This window comes from Marinomonas sp. PE14-40, from assembly GCF_051623805.1.
GTDB lineage: Bacteria > Pseudomonadota > Gammaproteobacteria > Pseudomonadales > Marinomonadaceae > Marinomonas.
Genome location: NZ_CP130700.1, coordinates 2,997,285 through 3,015,491 on the forward strand (window position 1 = coordinate 2,997,285; position 18,207 = coordinate 3,015,491).

Genomic DNA, 18,207 nt, shown 5'->3' on the forward strand with positions numbered 1-18,207 from the left:
GTGACCATGATGATTTCAGCATTTAAAAACTTTAATTTGGGGCGTTCAGTCCCTAAGAGTGTCGCCATTCATGGGGTCTTAATGGCCTACACTGTGATTGCCTTGTTCCCTATCTTAGTGGTGATAATTAACGCCTTTAAGGAACGTCGTGCCATCTTCCGTGATCCATTGGCTTTACCGACTATGGACAGCTTCACCTTAGTGGGCTTTGAACAAGTATTACTGCGTTCAGACTTTGGCCTTTATTCATGGAATAGCCTAGTGGTTACCCTGCTTGCGGTTGGTCTAGTGCTTTTACTAGGCGCTATGGCAGCTTGGGCGTTAACCGAATATAAGTTTCGCACTAACCTCTTGATTACCTTCTTGTTTGCCATGGGCATTATGATCCCGATTCGATTAGGTACCGTGAGTATTTTACGCCTTATGGTGGATTTGAATTTGGTCAATACGCTCACCGCACTGGTGCTCGTCTATATCGCCCAAGGTTTGCCCTTAGCGGTTTATATTCTGTCTGAATTTATTCGCACCATACCCAAAGAGCTAAAAGAAGCCGCCCGTTGCGATGCGGTGAGTGAATACAAGATCTTCTTCTGCATCATCTTGCCTTTGCTAAAACCTGCCATGGCAACTGTGGCCGTGTTTACCATGATTCCCATTTGGAACGACCTTTGGTTCCCACTCATTCTGGCACCAGGGGAAGAGACACGCACCATAACCCTAGGGGTACAGCAGTTTGTAGGCCAATACGTGACAGATTGGAACTCAGTATTATCTGCACTCACCATGGCCATAGTGCCTGTGCTCGTGCTCTATACCATTTTTTCTCGACAGCTAATCCGCGGCTTAACCAGCGGAGCGGTCAAATAACGCACGCTTTTTCATTTTAACTTTGACCGTTGGAGACTAACTCATGGCAAGTGTAAAACTCGATAATATTCAAAAACGATTTGGTGATGTGCAAGTACTGCACGGCATAGATCTAGACATTAAAGACGGCGAATTCGTGGTACTCATAGGCGAATCAGGCTGTGGTAAATCCACCCTATTACGCCTACTTTCTGGCTTGGAAGAAATCACAGAAGGCGACCTGCATATAGATGGGCAAAGGGTGAATCATCAATCCCCAGCCCAGCGTGGCATCGCCATGGTATTCCAGTCTTATGCGCTTTATCCGCATATGAGTGTGTATAAAAACATGGCCTTTGGTCTCAAGATTGCCGGACAAGACAAACAAGCCGTAAAACTAAAGGTAGAAGAAGCCGCCAAGAAACTAAAAATAGATCACCTACTAGAACGCCTCCCAAGGGAGCTATCCGGCGGACAAAGACAAAGGGTTGCCATTGGCCGTGCCATAGTGCGTGATCCTAAGGTGTTTTTATTTGATGAACCCCTGTCTAACCTCGATGCCTCATTAAGGGTTAAAACCCGAGTTGAGCTGGGTAAACTGCATCAAGAACTTAACGCCACTATCGTCTATGTCACCCATGATCAGGTCGAAGCCATGACCTTGGGCGATAAAATAGTCGTGATGAATCAAGGACGTATAGAGCAAGCTGGCACACCACTTTCGCTCTATCATCATCCTAAAACTCAGTTTGTCGCAGGCTTTATTGGCTCCCCTAAGATGAACTTTATCTCGGCTCAGGTCACATCAATTGAATCAGATTCTGTACAACTTATGTTAGAATCCGGCCCGTCAATTCGTGCCGCTATCGACGGCCAAACGCTGAAACCCGCCGACAAGGTGGAATTAGGCGTGCGACCAGAACATTTTGTATTAGCCACAGATGAAGAAAATCAATTCCAAGGTAGAGTCTCACTGGTCGAAAACTTAGGTGAGCTTGCTTATGTCTATGTGAATACAGGCCAAAATGCTGAATCAGATATTGTCATTAAGCTAGATGGCGATTGCCAATATCAAGCTGGAGACAGTATTCGTTTTGCCGTCGCCGCAGCAGATACCTACTTATTTGATAAAGCAGGTATGGCCTTGCCAAGGCTTAACAAAGCATAAGCGTTAAAAAGAAAAATGGTCATCCCTTAGCAAAGTGTTAAGGGCAAACCACTGTTAGTAACCCGTTTAGGAAGTCAGAGTATGAGTCAACATCGCGTAAATTTACTTTTCGGCCTTGGAGATGACTTAAAAAAGACAGGTGTCCCCCTGTATATGCAATTGAAGAAGGTGATTCAATCATCGATTCAAGAAGCCAGAGTACACCCAGGTGATGCGCTCCCTCCTGAACGGGACCTAGCAAAATACCTAGATGTTTCACGTGTAACGGTAAGACGCGCCATAGATGAGCTAGTCAAAGAAGATGTGCTCACTCAAAGACAAGGGGCAGGCACCTTTGTTAGCGATCGCGTCGAACAGCCGTTAAATCATCTGCGTAGCTTTACCGAAATTATGAAAGATCGAGGTAAAAGCATTTCGACCAAATGGATTGATAGATCCCTTGGTATGCCTCAGCCAGAAGAATGCCAAGCTCTAAAACTCGATGATAATGAAGAAGTGGTGCGCTTTTACCGCCTTCGTATCGCCGACGGTAAACCTATGGGATTAGAGCTAGCCACCATTCCAAGCCGCTACATACTTAACCCATTTGCGATGGAAGGCTCTTTATACGACTTGCTACAACAGCAAAACTGCCGACCAACCCGCGCATTCCAACGCTTACGCGCCATCAGCATAGATGAACAGCGTGCTCAGCTACTCGAAATCAACCCACATGATGCCGCCCTTTATATCGAACGAACCGGGGTTAACGCCGAAGGCACACCGGTTGAATTTACCCGCTCTTGGTTCCCGGGTGATTGTTATGACTTCGTCGCAGAAATTCACGCCACGGTTTAGTTTTTATTAAACCCAGATTGGTTTAGGTAGGTGGTTTTTAGACGCCTACTTGCGTCTAACCCCTTATAAAAACCTCTGAAAACCCTCTGAAAACCCTCTGAAAACCCTCTAAATATCCTCGTTTCCATGTTTGCCATGGGAACGAGTAAAATCACCTTGCTGGTTATACCAATTACTTATATATCTTTTTAACTATTGGCTTACGTCCAGCAACATATAAACGAATATAGATCTTACGTCTCTTTAATGACTCTCTACCCCAACTGAAATGATCAGGCCCTCTAAAATTCAATGTTTTACTTGAGTATGATTCTATCTTTGAATCAAAAGCGTCTTCTTCAGGTGACAAGATATAAGAGTCTTTTAAAAAAGGCCAAAAGTTATGCCTATAAAATAGTTCCCAGTAACTAAGAATCATTGGCTTACCAGATAAGTTTCTGATGTAAATATTGTTACCCCGATATTCATCACTTGTAAGCCCATATCCTATATCGATACGAAAACGACTTTGCCAAAGCTCCCAAAGCTTTATTATCGCAAGTAAGGTAGACAACCCAGCCCCCCACCACGCTATATAATTTATGCTTGCTTCTTCCACAATTCCTCCTTGAACGGACAATATAGGTTGGCTGAACTAAAATTTTTCGTCGACTTTTATTCTTATACTTAAAGAATTTATTATGCATTTTAATAACAGCTAACTAAAAGAGTTATTAGTTTTCTCAATTTTAAGTCCCACCCTGCTTAAGCTAAAAAATAGAAGTAAGGTTCTAATAAATTTTATCCGTTAAATTAATAGTACCTTCTACATTTTTATTTATTTTCAATCCTCGTTTCCATATTCTGTGTGGGAACGAATTAAAGCTTTTCTTATCTAACTCATCTATAAAACAATGACTTTCTCGGAGCCGTATAAACTGCAGCCCTAGACAAAGCCAAACTCGCACATAAACAAATGATAGACAGAACTACGCTGTATACTGTTATCACCTTCCATCCTTGAGCGAAGCCATATTTTTCTATTTCAAATACCATTGCTACTGGAACAGCTCCAGCTAGTGCTCGGTATATACCATGAATAGCAAAACCAAGCTTATACGTGAATTCATGCAGTTTTTGAAAAAAAAGAGACAGGGTTTGATTAGTTTTTAAAACCCGCTGATTTACAAACCAAACAACCAAATGAATGCATAGTAAATATACAAAGTACTTAACGATGAAATCTCCAGGATTCAAACTTGCTAATATTTTAACCGCAGAAAAATCTTGTTGATTTCTAGCTAAAACTATTGGCATTGAACCCAATAAAAACGAAAGTAAAATTTCTGTCTTCAATAATTCTCGCATAATCCAAATTTTTATCTAATAGTTAAGAGTGATTTTAAAAACAGCCATTCTGAAAAAGTTAAGCCATAGTAATTGGGTGCTTAAATAAGTAATTACATTATTATATTGCTACCTTATTTGATTGCTTTAATTAAGCTTGCAACTGCAGTTATTAATGCAGCTGAAGCCAACAATAGCTCTATAAATTCGTTCATATGTACCTCATACCTGTGAATTACATATATTTTAACTTTTACGAATTCAACTAATAGGGTGTAAAATCAGTCCGATAATTAGTCTACTTTGCACCCTATACTACAGGCATAAAGCTACTACCAATTTTATCATGAGGAGCGGCTCTTTTTTCTTTCTCATATAAACTAGATAAAGCAACCTCTGCTTCAAAAGGGTAATAAACTTCTAAGAACCTTAATAAAGGTGTTTTATCGCCTGTATCTGTGATTGCCTTAGTCGGTTTAATATTCGCGTACCACATTAAAAAACCACAAACATCTTTCACAAAATTTTCCGCGCTAGAGTTTGGACATTTTACTAAACCTTTACTTTTTAATTGTAACTCAAGGATTTCAGATATTTTATTCAAAGCCTCTTCTGCTTCATTTAGCTGCTCCTCTTCAAATTTCAATGGAGTCCGTTCTTTGAGCCATTCAATAGCAACTGATAAGTTTTTTATTGATTTAGTGGTACTTCTACCAAACGTCCCCCTTTCATTTTGAAATTGTTGATACATTCTTTTTGCATCTGATGCTTTGGGTGGAAAGAACTGATTTGCCGCATCATAATCTCTTATAGCGCCTTGAATAATTAAAAAGACCCCATCGTGTTTATCATTTTTATACCTTCCATAAGATGCGATTTCTCGATTTATTCTTGTGCGAAATCTTTTCCCCATAGCTTCGAATGATTTATCAACTAATTCCTGTGAGTTGACACCTTCAGATAAATAATTAGCACTTTTAAAATGTAGACGGATTAACTCAAGAGACTTTTTATCCTCAGTTTTCAGTTTTTTCCAACCAATATCAGTGATAAACCCTTGCTGCATAACTTACCTATTACGATCCCTATTTACGATTAACTGCACGGTTACTTTCGCACAATAATGATAACCAATTGATTCTACTTAGTTTTAAAGCTGGCACAATAACAGAGTATTTCAGTCTTTTCATACCTTAGTATTTTGATAAATTAGAAGAATATCCATATACAAATACAATTCACAGTTTCGGCTTTATTAGTTATCTCTTGGGCCACTCCCCCCCCAACCACCCGCTCTTACTCTTCCCTCTCAAGTGAAAAACTAGCAACTAAGCTTAACTTAGGTATTATGTGCGCCTCGTAAAACTGATGTCGCTTTTTTCATCAAAAATGTCGCATTAGTTTTAAAAAATGGCGGTTAATTCCCCTAATCTGGTTATGACTGAACGGGCTTCAGTCTTATATAACGATCGCTAGTTATTCTGAGGAAGAGCATGGAAATTATTAATTTTCTATTTCAAAACCATGAACTGCTGCTTAAGTTAACGATTGAGCATATTTCATTGGTCGCTGTCGCAGTGGGACTGGCTACTGTCACGGGTGTACCTATCGGTATAGCCATCACTCAAAATGAAAAAATGGCCAATATAGTCCTCTATATTGCTTCCATCATAATCACGATTCCATCTATTGCCTTGTTCGGTTTGATGATCCCAATATTGTCCGTTATCGGCCAAGGGATAGGCTATCTGCCTGCTGTGATTGCGGTTCTGCTTTATTCGCAACTACCTATTATTCGCAATACCTATACGGCGATAAACAATGTTGATCCTGCCTTGAGAGAAGCCGCTCGCGGTATCGGCATGAACCCTATGCAGCGTTTAAGAATGGTCGAAATCCCCTTAGCGACGCCTGTCATTATGGCGGGTATTCGTATCGCTGTGGTGATGAACATAGGCGTTATGGCCATTGCCTCTTATATCGGTGCTGGCGGTCTGGGCGTATTGATTAGCCGAGGCATATCACAGAGTGATCCAAGACAGCTTATTGCCGGTGCTATCGCCGTTAGTGTGTTGGCGATTATCGCTGATTACTCCCTCATGTTTTTACAGAAGAAGCTGACACCAAGAGAGAGTGCCCAAGCCTAATCCCTGACTTCATCGCTTATTGAGATTAAATAAAATGATAAAAATAGATAATTTAACCAAGATATTTGACACACCCAACGGCCCAGTAACCGCCGCGAACAACATTCAAATGGAAGTCCCTGAAGGGGAAATTTGTGTCCTGCTTGGCCCTTCTGGCTGCGGTAAAACCACCACACTTAAGATGATCAACCGTATCGTGCCGCCCACATCAGGCAAGGTTTACATCAATGGTGAAGACACGACTGGCCTAGACACTGTGAGCCTGCGTCGCAACATAGGTTATGTCATCCAACAAATTGGTCTCTTCCCTAATATGACGATCGAAGAGAACATCGCAATCGTCCCTAAGCTATTAGGTTGGGAAGCCAGCCGCTATAAAAAGCGTGCCGCTGAGCTTTTAGACATGGTGGCACTGGACCCGTCCGTTTTCCTAAAACGTTATCCAAAAGAGCTGTCTGGTGGCCAACAACAACGTATTGGTGTGGCCCGCGCTTTGGCCGCTGATCCGCCAGTTATGCTAATGGATGAGCCCTTTGGCGCTATCGACCCGATTAACCGAGAAGTGATTCAAGACGAATTTTTGAAGATGCAAAAAGTCTTGAAGAAAACCATCATGTTTGTGAGCCACGACATAGATGAAGCGGTGAAAATGTCGAACCGTATCGCTATTTTCAAAGACGGTGAGTTGATCCAATACGATACCCCTGATGATATTTTGGCTCACCCGAAAGACGACTTTGTGAAGAACTTTGTGGGTGATGACAGAGCTCTAAAACGCTTACGTCTAGTTAATGTTGAGCAAGTGATGGAGCCGCCTATTTATGTGTCACAAGCAGACAGTTTGAGTGATGCTTTTAACAAGATGGAAGCCTGTGGTTATTACCATGCCATCACGCTGGTGAATAAGGCGAAACAACCTATTGGTTTTGTCAGCAAAGAAGCAACTCAAACAAGGCAAGGACAATGTGGCGAGCACTACCTTGGCCTTAAATCCATTATCAGCGTTGATGATGACTTGAGAAAAGTTGCATCAAAAATGTTTACCCATGACATCACTTGGATGCCTTGTGTCGACAAAGAAGGCCGCATGGTCGGGCAGATTACCCAAAGAGGCATTACTCACTATCTAGGGGCGACTTATCGTCGTGATGGTTACCAAGCCAGCGCAGACCAAGCCCCTCTGGGTGATGACCTTGCCACTGCGATCAAAGCCTAAGAGGTGCCTCAGATGAAACAGACAGCTATGAAACAGCTATCTATTAAAAGATATGGCTACTTCTTTGGCATCTTGATCGCCTTTTGGCTTGGCTCGGTATTTGAAGCCAATGCGATTTTCGAAGCGCTTTGGGAGTATCAAGAAGATGTGGTTTACCTTATCGGTCAGCATATCGAAATGGTCTTGATCTCTGGAGTGATTGCGATTGCCTTGGCGATTCCAATCGGCATTATTTTAAGCCGCCCGAGGTTTGCCAAGGTGGCAGAATCTGCCATGCAATTGCTCAATATTGGTACCACCATTCCAACATTGGCGATTCTTGCCTTGGCCATGAGCTTTTTAGGCATAGGCACACTGCCAGCCATTTTTGGTCTGTGTATCGCCTCTTTATTGCCCATAGTGCGCAACACTTATATCGGTTTAAACGAAGTCCCTGCACACCTCAAAGAAGCCGCTGCTGGCATAGGTATGACAGCTGGGCAAATGCTAATCAAGGTTGAGATACCCAATGCCTTGTTTGTCATCTTTGCCGGTATTCGTACCGCCTTGGCAATCAATGTGGGTACAGCGCCATTGGCTTTCTTGATCGGCGGTGGTGGCCTAGGTGAGCTTATCTTTACCGGTATCGACCTAGATGAACCCTTCATGATGTTAGCAGGTGCCATTCCGGTTGCCATGCTGGCAGTACTTGTCGATGTGCTGGTTGCAGCCATCGCCTTTTTGCTCGTACCAAGAGGAGTGAATCCCTTAAGACGTTAGTCACTAGGCGGCTGCCATTAGAGCATTGCTATCAAGCATTTCTATTAGCTTTCTCTATTAAATAGCCGCCTCACACTTATCAATTAAGAAAAGTAAAACAACAATAAAACAAACGAGGATAGAGTCCATGTTGAAAATCGTAAAAAAACTTGCCCTAACCCTAGCGCTGCCTGTTTTGGCTGCAAGCTCGATTAACGCATCTGAGATTGTCATTGGTGGTAAAAACTTTACCGAGCAACAACTTCTCACAGAGATCACCACCCAATACCTAGAAATCAAAGGATTTGATGTGGAAAAGCGTGCCGGCATGGGCAGTACTGTGCTGCGTAAAGCACAGGAAAATGGTCAAGTGGATCTTTACTGGGAATACACTGGCACCTCTTTGTTGAACTACAACAAGTTCAAAGGCAAGTTGAACCCTAATGAGGTTTATCAAAAGGTAAAAGAACTAGACGCGAAAAAAGGTCTGGTTTGGTTAAACGCTTCTTCCGCTAACAATACTTATGCCCTAGCCATGCGTAAAACCGATGCTGACAAAGCAGGTATTCAAAGCTTGAGCGACCTTGCTGATGCGGTAAACAGTGATGCGGATTTACAGATTGCGGTAAACGCTGAATTCTATGCCCGTGATGACGGTTTTAAACCTCTGCAAAAAGCCTATGGTTTTAAGATGAAACGTAAAGATATCAAACGCATGGACTCTGGCCTTACCTACACGGCGCTAAAAGAAGAGCAGGTCGATATTGCCTTGGTATTTGCTACAGATGGTCGTATCCAAGCTTTTAACTTTGTCACCTTAGCGGATGATAAAAACTACTTCCCTAACTATGCCCTAACACCAGTTATTCGTGCGGATACGCTAGCGGCTAACCCAACACTAGAAGGCCTTTTGAACCAGCTTTCTGGCATGATTGACGACAACATTATGCGTGACCTAAACGCGCGTGTTGATGTGCTACGTATGCCAATCGAGCAAACTGCGAAAGAGTTCTTAGCAGGTGTTGGCATTCAATAAGCGCTTTTATCAGAGCTAAAGAAAGCTAAAGCGAAACGCTAAAAAAGAAAGAAAAAGAGCTCTGCATTAGCCACATTCTAAAAGGCTAATGCAGAGGTTTAACCACACTCTGCCAAAGCTCGCGTTTAATAAGATAAGCGCGAAAACGGAGTTCTTTTTATGACACATCTTCTTATCATCGAAGGCAATAGCCCTGAGTTATTAGAGAAAATGGCGCAAGCAGGCCAACTGAGTGATTCACAATCTTACTCAGCCGCGTTACAAGCTTGCCAACCAGACTTGAGCATAGATTTTTTCCAGCCTTATCATGGGGATTCAGATCTCACCAAACTTTCTCTTGTTCAATATGATGGGGTGGTTTTTACCGGCTCTAGCGTTAACTGGTCTGTAGATGAACCCGAAGCCGCGCCCTTAAGAGAGACCATGGAAAAAGTCTTTGCCAATGGCATTCCTACCTTAGGTTCTTGCAACGGCATGCAGCTTGCGGCTGTGGTACTAGGTGGCGAAGTAGCGAGCTCTCCTAACGGCAGAGAATTAGGCATGGCGAAAAATATTAAGCTGACTGATGCGGGGGCCAAACACCCGATTCATCAAGGCCGCGAAGATGACTATGCCTGTAGCTGTGTCCATAGAGATGAAGTCTCTAAATTGCCACCTGGCGCCATACTCACAGCGGGAAATAAACACTCTCCCGTGCAAGCCTTTGTCTATGAAAATGACGGTATTCAATTTTGGGGCATGCAATATCACCCAGAGTTAAGCCCAGAGCGCATTGCTGAACTCGTCGCAGGAGAAGGTTTGTTTAATACCGATCCAGAGCTTGCTGAGCACCTAAACAAGGTGGCACAAGACAGTGGAAGCGAATCAGTCGCTGCTTTGGGAATCAAGTCTTCAGATCTTGCGCCTAAGATGCGTATGCGAGAAATAGATAACTGGCTCAAGATGATCCAGCCCCGTCGCTAAAAAGCATAGACAAAAAGACCTAGTCCAAAAACTCAATCAAACTGAAAGATTTAAAAGTGTATTCCTATGGAACAGATAAATCAGTTCATCCATACCTTAAGATTCGAAGACCTAAGTCAGCCTCTTATTAAACAAGCCAGTGATTGTTTGATTGATTTACTTGGAGTTGCTGCAGCAGGCCATGACACCAAGCTTGCCAAAATCATGGAAGCCTTTGTCAGTGATCAAATGGCAGGCTCCGTGCCCCTGCTGTTTTCTGATAAAAGTGCCAGCGTCAGTGGCGCTAGCCTATTTGGCGCAAGCTTAATTGACAGTATCGATGCCCATGACGGCCAAGTCTTAACCAAGGGTCATGTGGGTGTGGCTATCTTGCCGCCTTTGCTGGCGCTCATTGCTGACTCGATCGAAAAAGGCCAACACCTTGATGGCAAAGAGCTGATCACCTGTTTGGTAATAGGCTATGAAGTGGCAACCCGTGCGGGTATCGCCCTGCATGCCACTGCGCTGGATTATCACACCTCAGGAGCTTGGAACAGTATTGGGGTCGCGGCAGTCAGCGCCAGATTACTAAAGCTGGATGATAACCAAACCCGTGAAGCCTTAGGGATTGCGGAGTTTCATGGGCCAAGAAGCCAAATGATGCGCTGTATTGATTATCCAACCATGGTCAAAGATGGGTCTGGTTGGGGCGCATTAGCTGGGGTAACAAGTAGCCTCTTAGCCAAGGCAAACTTCACTGGCGCACCGGCAATCACCTTAGATGCAGATACCTTGTCTAACTCACCAGAACAAGCACACGCAGTGACCGAAATATGGCAAGACCTTGGCCGTCGCTGGTACATAGAAGAGCAATATTTCAAGGCTTATCCTGTGTGTCGTTGGGCACAGCCTGCGGTAGAAGCAATACGTGCGATACAAGCAGAAAACCCTTTAGATCACACCCAAGTTGAAAGCATAGAGATAGTCTCTTTTCATCAGGCCAAACGCCTGCATGTGACTAACCCAAGCACCACAGAGCAAGCACAATACAGCCTGCCCTTCTCGGTTGCTTCAGCCATTATGGATAACGAGGTTAGCCCAGAATCCATTAGCGAAACTTACCTTGGTCTCTTTAACCCAGAACGTATTGCCTTGAGTGAAAAGGTACAAATCAGTGAGAGTGATGACTATAACACTGTGTTCCCCGCAGAGCGTTGGGCCCATGCCATCATCACTTTAAAAAATGGAACAAGGCTAACGTCCCCGGGCTCAATTGCCAAAGGTAATCCAGAAAATCCGCTTACTGAGCAAGAGATAAAAGAGAAGTTCTTCAGGCTTTCAAGTACTCGCCTTAGTTCTGATCAACAATCTCTTATCTTTAGCATGTGTGACAATATGGCCGCCCTTGACTCACAAGAACTACGCCAGTTTATGGACTTGCTAAAAGCGGGCTAAAAGTCAGATAAAGCCAATTTACATAAGGCCTCACTCTTTTGCTTTAACCATCGCAGAAGAGTGAGATGCTTGATCACGCCATAATTTTTTCTCTTTAATGTCGAGCCCAACATGATTCCTAAGTTGTCAGAGCAATCATCATTTTTTAGTCCTACCCAGTCTCTTTACCTTAAGTTTATAGAACGCCTTAGGGCTGATGGCTTTCGTGGTGATACTAACCCTGACTATGCCAACCGTGTGGTGCTATCTACGGACAACTCTATTTATCAAGTACTCCCTCAAGGGGTTATTTACCCCAAGTCTATAGCTGACATTCAATTACTGACTCGCCTTGCCCAACTTGAAGCGTTTCAGTCCATTGTACTAAGCCCAAGAGGCGGTGGTACCGGCACTAACGGCCAGTCTCTGACGGACGGTTTGATTGTCGATCTCTCTAAACACATGAATAAAGTGCTCGAAATTAATGCTGAAGAAGGCTGGGCTAGAGTCCAAACCGGTGTCGTAAAAGATCAGTTAAATGCGGCGGTAAAAGAACACGGGCTTTTCTTTGCACCAGAACTCTCCACCAGTAACCGTGCGACCATAGGAGGTATGATAAATACCGATGCCAGTGGTCAAGGCTCTGTCATGTACGGTAAAACCCGTGATCACGTCCTTTCTCTTGATACCGTATTACTTGATGGCACGCGTCTTAATTCTGGTCCTATTTCTGATGAGAAGCTTGCTGAAGAAAAACAGCGTGACGATTATGCGGGCCATATTCACCGTGTGGTTGATGATGCCTTTAACCACAACCAAGCTAAAATCGATGAGATTTTCCCTGAATTAAACCGTTGCCTTACGGGTTATGATTTAGCTCACATACGTGATGAGAATAAAGCCTTCAACCTAAACTCGGTACTTTGTGGCTCAGAAGGCACCTTAGGTTTTATTGTAGAAGCCAAAGTTAACCTACTTAAAATCCCAACCTTCGCCACCTTAGTCAACATTCGTTATGACAGTTTTGAGGGCTCGTTACGTCACGCTAAAGATCTGCTAAACGCCGCACCTACTTCGATTGAAACGGTAGACTCTCGCGTACTTGGTCTTGCTAAAGACGACATCATTTGGCACTCAGTCGCTAACTTCTTCCCTGATGAAACAGGCTCCAATGAAGGCAAGGAATTACAAGGTGTTAATCTGGTTGAGTACACAGGAAACGACCAATCAGAAGTGGATAACCGCATTAAGGTGCTAACGAATTTATTAGATGCGGCGCTTGCTAAACCTAATAGCAAGATACTGGGCTACACCTTGGCCCAAGGCCATGAGAATGTGAAAAAAATCTGGGCCATGCGTAAAAAGTCGGTTGGTCTTTTAGGTAATGCCAAAGGTGAAGGTCGCCCTATTCCCTTTGTTGAAGATACAGCAGTACCGCCCGAAAACCTAGCGGACTTCATTATGGAGTTTCGTGCCGTACTCGATGCCCATGAATTAAGCTATGGCATGTTTGGCCATGTGGATGCCGGGGTTTTACATGTACGCCCTGCTATCGACATGAAAGATGAAAAGAACGAAAGCTTGATTCGTGACATCACAGATAAAGTGGTTGCTCTTACCCAGAAATATGACGGTCTTTTATGGGGTGAGCACGGCAAAGGAGTTCGCTCTGAATACGCAACCGAATTCTTTGGTGAGCTTTACCCTGTGATTCAGCAGGTAAAAGGCGCATTTGATCCACATAACCAGTTAAACCCAGGCAAAATCGCCACTCCATTTGAGCTAGCTAAAGCAAAGGGCACCGAAAAAGGAGCCGAGCTCCTTAAAATTGATCAAGTGCCGATGAGGGGCCAGTTTGATCGACAGATCCCTCTGGTAAACCGTGATCAATTCCAAGCCGGCATGTACTGTAATGGTAATGGCGCTTGTTATAATTTTGATCCAAACGATGCCATGTGCCCTTCTTACAAAGGCACCCGTGAACGTATTCACTCACCAAAAGGCCGTGCGTCTTTAATGCGTGAATGGCTACGTGGTATGAGTGAACAAGGAGTCGACACTCAAGCTGTCAGTGACAAGCTAAAAGACTCTGGTTATCTAGTGAGTTTCATCACTAGTTTCTTCCCACGCCTGAACAACACCTTGAAAAAGCGTCGCGGTGACTATGATTTCTCCAACGAAGTTCATGAGTCCATGATGGGCTGCCTTGCCTGTAAATCTTGCGTGGGCCAATGCCCAATTAAAGTCGACGTGCCTGAGTTTAGAGCCAAGTTTCTAGAGATCTATTACTCTCGCTATTTGCGCCCCGTAAAAGATTATGTGGTGGGCTCGATGGAATACATCATGCCGACCTTAGCCAAGTTCCCACACCCTTATAACTGGATGATGGAACAAGCTTGGATCAACAGCTTGAGCGCTAACTATTTAGGCATCACAGATAGTCCAACACTCTCTAAGCTCAATATCAAAAAAGAGATGAATAAGCGTGGCATTCGCTTCGCAACGCCTAACAATCTCAAGTCGATTGGCCTAGATAAAAGCCACTCCGGTGAGAAAGGAAAGGCCGTCATCATAGTGCAAGATGCTTTTACAAGTTACTTTGAAACCCTACTGGTATTGGACACCATGGAGCTACTGACACGTTTAGGCTTCCAGGCCTTCTTAGCACCTTATAAACCTAACGGTAAGCCTCTTCATGTACACGGTTTCTTCAAGGCGTTTGAGAAAGCAGCGAATAAAAACCTAGACATGTTAGAAGAGCTAGCGGCTTATAAGATTCCATTTGTGGGGGTTGATCCATCCATGACCTTAAGTTTTCGCTCAGAATATCCAAAAGTCATTGGCGATAAACGCGAAATTCCAACCGTGAACTTGCTACAAGAATGGTTAGCAGAACAAAGTGAGCACCTTTCTTCCCTTAATCTTAGCTCTTCTCAACTAAAAGGATCTTTTGCGCTTGAAGATGAAAGCTATCACTTGTTGGCTCACTGTACGGAAAAAACCAATGCCGCAGCCTCTATTCAAGATTGGGTTAAAGTCTTCTCTTTGTTGGGTTTAGACTTGAAAGTTGAGAATGTAGGCTGTTGTGGCATGGCAGGCACCTATGGCCATGAAACAGCAAACCTGCAAACCTCAAAAGATATTTATGAGCTGTCTTGGAAAGACAAGATAAATGATGAAACCTTGCAAGATCGCATTGTGGCAACAGGCTATTCTTGTCGTAGTCAGGTGAAACGCTTTGATCAAAAAGCCCTGCTTCACCCTTTACAAGCTGTACTCAAGCACCTTAAAAATAGCCGTCAGGATTAAGCAGAGATTTGTATTTGTTTAAAGGCTAATAAACTGCCATCAGCATTTTGTTTCATACCAAAACGGAAGGTTTCTGCATCCGCAAAGAAGCCATCCGTACGTATGCTCGTATCTTGGCTACCTCTGCTTTTATAGTGCTCTTCTTGGTTATATATCTCTTGGCATAGCTGATCCGTAAAGCATAGCTGTGAAGTGACAGAGGTTTTATTCCCTTTTTTAACCTTGAAATGAACATGGGCCGTGCGACCTGGGTACCAACCGGGGAAAGTCGATTTAAAGTTAACTCGCCCCATAGCATTGGTTGTCAGCACACCTCGATACCAGGTGCTTTTCATCGCGGCCTCATCACCGTTGCTACAAAACCCAGCGGAGAAACGTCCGCTGTCTAGGCTATTTGAAATATCAGCCGAATAAACACCTCGATTATCACAATGCCATATTTCAACCTCATAGCCAGATAAAGGATTGCAGTCTTGGTCTATGATTTGAAAGCAAAACATCATAGGTAACCCGCTTAGACCTGTGGAGATATCTTCCCCTGTGGTGGTAGAGAAATAGCACGGCCCTTCGGTATTACGTGGAAACAAAGATATCTGACAGGCAGCATCTTGTTCGAAAAGACTATCGCTAGGGTAGTTTGCCGTGATTAAAGACGTTTTGCCCGATAGCCAATTTCTGCTTTTAATGATTTTGGGGTCATTAAGGGATTGAGCAGAATGAGAAGGAGAGGCGCCTAAGTTGCCGGATAAGCAGCCGGATAAAGTGCCACCAAAGGCTGAAACAAAAACACCTGCACCCAATAACTTTATCGTATGACGTTTATCGTTTTGCATTTAATCTCCCCTCTTTTATTAATCATAGTCTCATTAGAAACATTATAAATAACGCTGAGCGGATTAATCATGCCAAGCATTGAAAGTGAGACAAACCTTAAGATAAAAGCCTTGTTAGAAGGTTCCTTGGCTTAACGCCTTAGCCTACATACTCTGACTTACATTCCTTGGCTTAAACTGAGCCGCTCTTCTCTTGGGGTGCAATTGAACTGTTTGCGATAACAGCGTGAAAAGTAAGACGTGGAGCTAAAACCACAGGCGGTGCTGATTTGTAACATGGATAGATTGGATTGCAGCACCAAATGACGTGCTCGCTCTAAACGTAATTGCAAATAATGATTGGCAGGCGTACTAGATAAAAAAGTTTTAAATAAGCGTTCCATCTGGCGCACAGACAAACCTACAAGATCGCCAATTTCTTGGCATGTCAGCACCTCTTCAATATTGCTGCGCATCAGCTCTAAGGCTTTTAACAATCTTGGGTGATGGGCATGGTGGCGTAACTGTAAATCCATCCTTTGTTTTTCATAGGCGGGTCGAATCGCTGGGTGAATACATTGTTCTGCCACATCTTTCGCCAGTGTTTCCCCATGCTTTAAAGCAATCAGCTGTAGCATTAAATCTAGCCCAGCTAATCCGCCAGAACAGGTCATCACATCTCGGTCTATTTCATAAAGTTCACCTGTTACCTGTAAGTCAGGAAACTGCTCAGAAAGGCTTTCTTTATTCTCCCAATGTATGGTGCATTTTTGTTGTTTAAGAATCCCTGCTTGAGCAAGCAAAAGACTGCCTGTTGAAGTCGAGCCTAAATTCACTTTTTGGCGTTTTAAACCTCTTAACCAACTAAACAAAGCCGCATCATTTGCTTCTTGTGCACCTATGCCTGCGACCACAAAAAGTGTGTCTAAGTCTGTCACATCATCTTGCTGTCGTGTGGGTGCGACGGGTAAACCATTACTGGCAAAAACCGTTTCGTTTTGATGGCAATAAAAGTCCCAAGAATAGAGTGTTTGTCCACTAATTCGGTTCGCCATACGCAGTGGATCGACCACAGCAGCGAGGGATATCATGGAAAAATCTGGCACTAAAAAAAAGCCAAAATGCTCAATACTTTTACTGCTTTTCTCTAGCATAAATTCACCCGTGAATAATCAATTCAAAAAAACTTAATCAAAGTAAAAATACAAACAATAAGTCGTATTTATCACCAATAATGTCGCATTATTTTCATTTATTGCAAGTTTTTTTCGCCATCATACTAATCACAGTCTGGCTGCATTCGCTTCTTTTTACCTGTTAGTGAAGGCTCTATCTGTCCTTATTTACACTATTTAAAACTTGGGAGTTTTACTTCATGATCGAACAAAAAGTTTCTTTTCACAGCGATGGTCTTGTCCTAGATGGCGCCTTCTTTACTGACGAATCAAATAACAATCCAGCACTGCCAATTGTTATCGTTTGCTCTGGCTTTACTGGCCAAAAAAATATCCACCCAGAGCGTTATGCCCGTGCCTGGACTAAAAAAGGCTTCACTGTTTTCGGTTTTGATTATCGTGGTTTTGGCGATTCACAAGGCGAACGTGAGCGCGTTATTTTAGAAGAACAAGTTCGTGATATTGCCAATGCCGTTGCTATCGTTTCTGAACGTGCCCAAGCTGAAAATCGTAAGGTTTTTGTTGCAGGTTGGGGCATGGCTGGCGGCCTAATTCTAGATGCACTACGTATCTGTGAAGGTCAAATTGACGGCCTAGTTTCAATGAACGGCTTTTTCAATTCAGTACGTGTACAGAAAGCCCTACGTGGCGAGCACGGTTGGAAAGCATTCAAAGCCTTCATGGCCGAAGAACGTCTACGCCTAGCGAAAGGCGGCGAGAAGAAAGGCATAGATCCTTTTGAAATTTACCCGCTTGATCCAGTAAGCCGTGAATACGTGTTCACAGAACTTGTTAAAGCACCTGGCTATGGTGTGACATCTGATTTTGATTTCGCTGACTCTCTGATTAGCTTTAACCCAGAAGCTAACCTAGACGAGCGTTTCTCAAACATTCCATTATTGATCGCCCATGGTGCTGAAAACGACCTGCATCCAGTGACAGAAGCAAAATCACTTTATGCGGCTTACCCAGGCCCTAAATCTTTGTTCTTGCTAGCGAATGGCGGACACACTGAGTGGATGCTTGATGAAGACGAAAGATTCATTGAGTTCTCAACTCACATAGCTAACTGGATTGCTGAGCAGCACTAAACGCTCATCACATCCTCTTGCTTTTTAAGGGTCTCTTTCTGTTGGCTTAATGCTCTCAGAAAAAGGCCCTGTTTTTTTATTAGATGCTTACCGCCACATTAAGCCTAAAATGGCCTTAAGCATAACCTTC

General features: G+C 43.5%; 16 protein-coding genes. 11 read left to right on the top strand and 5 right to left on the bottom strand.

Annotated features, from left to right (window positions below; translation table 11 throughout):
• Positions 1-9: 9 nt before the first annotated feature.
• From Q0A08_RS13950 to Q0A08_RS13960, 3 genes are all read left to right on the top strand, one after another.
• Entirely contained in the window at positions 10-867 is an 858-nt protein-coding gene (locus tag Q0A08_RS13950; protein WP_438462131.1) for a carbohydrate ABC transporter permease, read from the top strand.
• A gap of 43 nt (positions 868-910) precedes the next feature.
• Entirely contained in the window at positions 911-2,014 is a 1,104-nt protein-coding gene (locus tag Q0A08_RS13955; protein WP_438462132.1) for an ABC transporter ATP-binding protein, read from the top strand.
• Positions 2,015-2,095: 81 nt separating this feature from the next.
• Positions 2,096-2,851, top strand: coding sequence for a GntR family transcriptional regulator (locus Q0A08_RS13960; RefSeq protein WP_009833970.1), 756 nt, complete (start codon positions 2,096-2,098; stop codon positions 2,849-2,851).
• 172 nt (positions 2,852-3,023) lie between these two features.
• On the opposite strand, the gene Q0A08_RS13965 is transcribed toward Q0A08_RS13960, so the two are convergent.
• From Q0A08_RS13965 to Q0A08_RS13975, 3 genes are all read right to left on the bottom strand, one after another.
• The gene (locus tag Q0A08_RS13965; RefSeq protein ID WP_438462133.1) at positions 3,024-3,449 is read right to left on the bottom strand and encodes a hypothetical protein; all 426 of its coding nucleotides are present in this window, start codon (positions 3,447-3,449) and stop codon (positions 3,024-3,026) included.
• A 281-nt stretch (positions 3,450-3,730) separates the two neighbouring features.
• Positions 3,731-4,186, bottom strand: a complete 456-nt coding sequence (locus tag Q0A08_RS13970; RefSeq protein WP_438462134.1) for a hypothetical protein — start codon at positions 4,184-4,186, stop codon at positions 3,731-3,733.
• A 301-nt stretch (positions 4,187-4,487) separates the two neighbouring features.
• Positions 4,488-5,243 carry a hypothetical protein gene (locus Q0A08_RS13975; RefSeq protein WP_438462135.1) on the bottom strand — a complete coding sequence of 252 codons (756 nt, stop codon included), beginning with the start codon at positions 5,241-5,243 and terminating at the stop codon, positions 4,488-4,490.
• 427 nt (positions 5,244-5,670) lie between these two features.
• On the opposite strand from Q0A08_RS13975, the gene Q0A08_RS13980 reads away from it, so the two are divergent.
• The 7 genes from Q0A08_RS13980 (at position 5,671) to ydiJ (ending at position 14,999) form a co-directional block, all read left to right on the top strand.
• Positions 5,671-6,324: an ABC transporter permease gene (locus Q0A08_RS13980; RefSeq protein ID WP_438462136.1), complete on the top strand. Its 654-nt coding sequence runs from the start codon at positions 5,671-5,673 to the stop codon at positions 6,322-6,324.
• A gap of 34 nt (positions 6,325-6,358) precedes the next feature.
• Positions 6,359-7,540 carry an ABC transporter ATP-binding protein gene (locus tag Q0A08_RS13985; RefSeq protein WP_438462137.1) on the top strand — a complete coding sequence of 394 codons (1,182 nt, stop codon included), beginning with the start codon at positions 6,359-6,361 and terminating at the stop codon, positions 7,538-7,540.
• 12 nt (positions 7,541-7,552) lie between these two features.
• A complete protein-coding gene (locus Q0A08_RS13990; protein ID WP_438462138.1) occupies positions 7,553-8,299 on the top strand; it encodes an ABC transporter permease in 747 nt (248 codons plus the stop codon).
• 127 nt (positions 8,300-8,426) lie between these two features.
• On the top strand, positions 8,427-9,314 hold the full coding sequence (locus tag Q0A08_RS13995) for a glycine betaine ABC transporter substrate-binding protein (protein WP_438462139.1): 888 nt from the start codon (positions 8,427-8,429) through the stop codon (positions 9,312-9,314).
• Between the two features lie 159 nt (positions 9,315-9,473).
• Positions 9,474-10,277: a type 1 glutamine amidotransferase gene (locus tag Q0A08_RS14000; RefSeq protein WP_438462140.1), complete on the top strand. Its 804-nt coding sequence runs from the start codon at positions 9,474-9,476 to the stop codon at positions 10,275-10,277.
• A gap of 66 nt (positions 10,278-10,343) precedes the next feature.
• On the top strand, positions 10,344-11,711 hold the full coding sequence (locus tag Q0A08_RS14005; protein ID WP_438462141.1) for an MmgE/PrpD family protein: 1,368 nt from the start codon (positions 10,344-10,346) through the stop codon (positions 11,709-11,711).
• 111 nt (positions 11,712-11,822) lie between these two features.
• Positions 11,823-14,999, top strand: coding sequence for a D-2-hydroxyglutarate dehydrogenase YdiJ (gene ydiJ, locus Q0A08_RS14010; RefSeq protein WP_438462142.1), 3,177 nt, complete (start codon positions 11,823-11,825; stop codon positions 14,997-14,999).
• Here ydiJ and Q0A08_RS14015 read toward each other — a convergent pair.
• On the bottom strand, positions 14,996-15,832 hold the full coding sequence (locus tag Q0A08_RS14015) for an intradiol ring-cleavage dioxygenase (RefSeq protein WP_438462143.1): 837 nt from the start codon (positions 15,830-15,832) through the stop codon (positions 14,996-14,998). The two genes, ydiJ and Q0A08_RS14015, sit on opposite strands and share 4 nt — an antisense overlap.
• Positions 15,833-15,990: 158 nt before the next feature.
• Entirely contained in the window at positions 15,991-16,965 is a 975-nt protein-coding gene (locus tag Q0A08_RS14020) for a GlxA family transcriptional regulator (protein WP_438462144.1), read from the bottom strand.
• A gap of 221 nt (positions 16,966-17,186) precedes the next feature.
• Here Q0A08_RS14020 and Q0A08_RS14025 point away from each other — a divergent pair, with 221 nt between their 5' ends.
• Positions 17,187-18,077, top strand: coding sequence for an alpha/beta hydrolase (locus tag Q0A08_RS14025; RefSeq protein WP_009833984.1), 891 nt, complete (start codon positions 17,187-17,189; stop codon positions 18,075-18,077).
• Positions 18,078-18,207 lie beyond the last annotated feature (130 nt).

Coding starts and splice junctions, on each gene's coding strand:
- Q0A08_RS14015 (WP_438462143.1), bottom strand. CDS start 15,832: ATGCAAAACGATAAACGTCATACGATAAAGTTATTGGGTGCAGGTGTT.
- Q0A08_RS13975 (WP_438462135.1), bottom strand. CDS start 5,243: ATGCAGCAAGGGTTTATCACTGATATTGGTTGGAAAAAACTGAAAACT.
- Q0A08_RS13985 (WP_438462137.1), top strand. CDS start 6,359: ATGATAAAAATAGATAATTTAACCAAGATATTTGACACACCCAACGGC.
- Q0A08_RS13995 (WP_438462139.1), top strand. CDS start 8,427: ATGTTGAAAATCGTAAAAAAACTTGCCCTAACCCTAGCGCTGCCTGTT.
- Q0A08_RS13960 (WP_009833970.1), top strand. CDS start 2,096: ATGAGTCAACATCGCGTAAATTTACTTTTCGGCCTTGGAGATGACTTA.
- Q0A08_RS14025 (WP_009833984.1), top strand. CDS start 17,187: ATGATCGAACAAAAAGTTTCTTTTCACAGCGATGGTCTTGTCCTAGAT.
- Q0A08_RS14005 (WP_438462141.1), top strand. CDS start 10,344: ATGGAACAGATAAATCAGTTCATCCATACCTTAAGATTCGAAGACCTA.
- Q0A08_RS13955 (WP_438462132.1), top strand. CDS start 911: ATGGCAAGTGTAAAACTCGATAATATTCAAAAACGATTTGGTGATGTG.
- Q0A08_RS13980 (WP_438462136.1), top strand. CDS start 5,671: ATGGAAATTATTAATTTTCTATTTCAAAACCATGAACTGCTGCTTAAG.
- ydiJ (WP_438462142.1), top strand. CDS start 11,823: ATGATTCCTAAGTTGTCAGAGCAATCATCATTTTTTAGTCCTACCCAG.
- Q0A08_RS13950 (WP_438462131.1), top strand. CDS start 10: ATGATTTCAGCATTTAAAAACTTTAATTTGGGGCGTTCAGTCCCTAAG.
- Q0A08_RS14020 (WP_438462144.1), bottom strand. CDS start 16,965: ATGCTAGAGAAAAGCAGTAAAAGTATTGAGCATTTTGGCTTTTTTTTA.
- Q0A08_RS14000 (WP_438462140.1), top strand. CDS start 9,474: ATGACACATCTTCTTATCATCGAAGGCAATAGCCCTGAGTTATTAGAG.
- Q0A08_RS13990 (WP_438462138.1), top strand. CDS start 7,553: ATGAAACAGACAGCTATGAAACAGCTATCTATTAAAAGATATGGCTAC.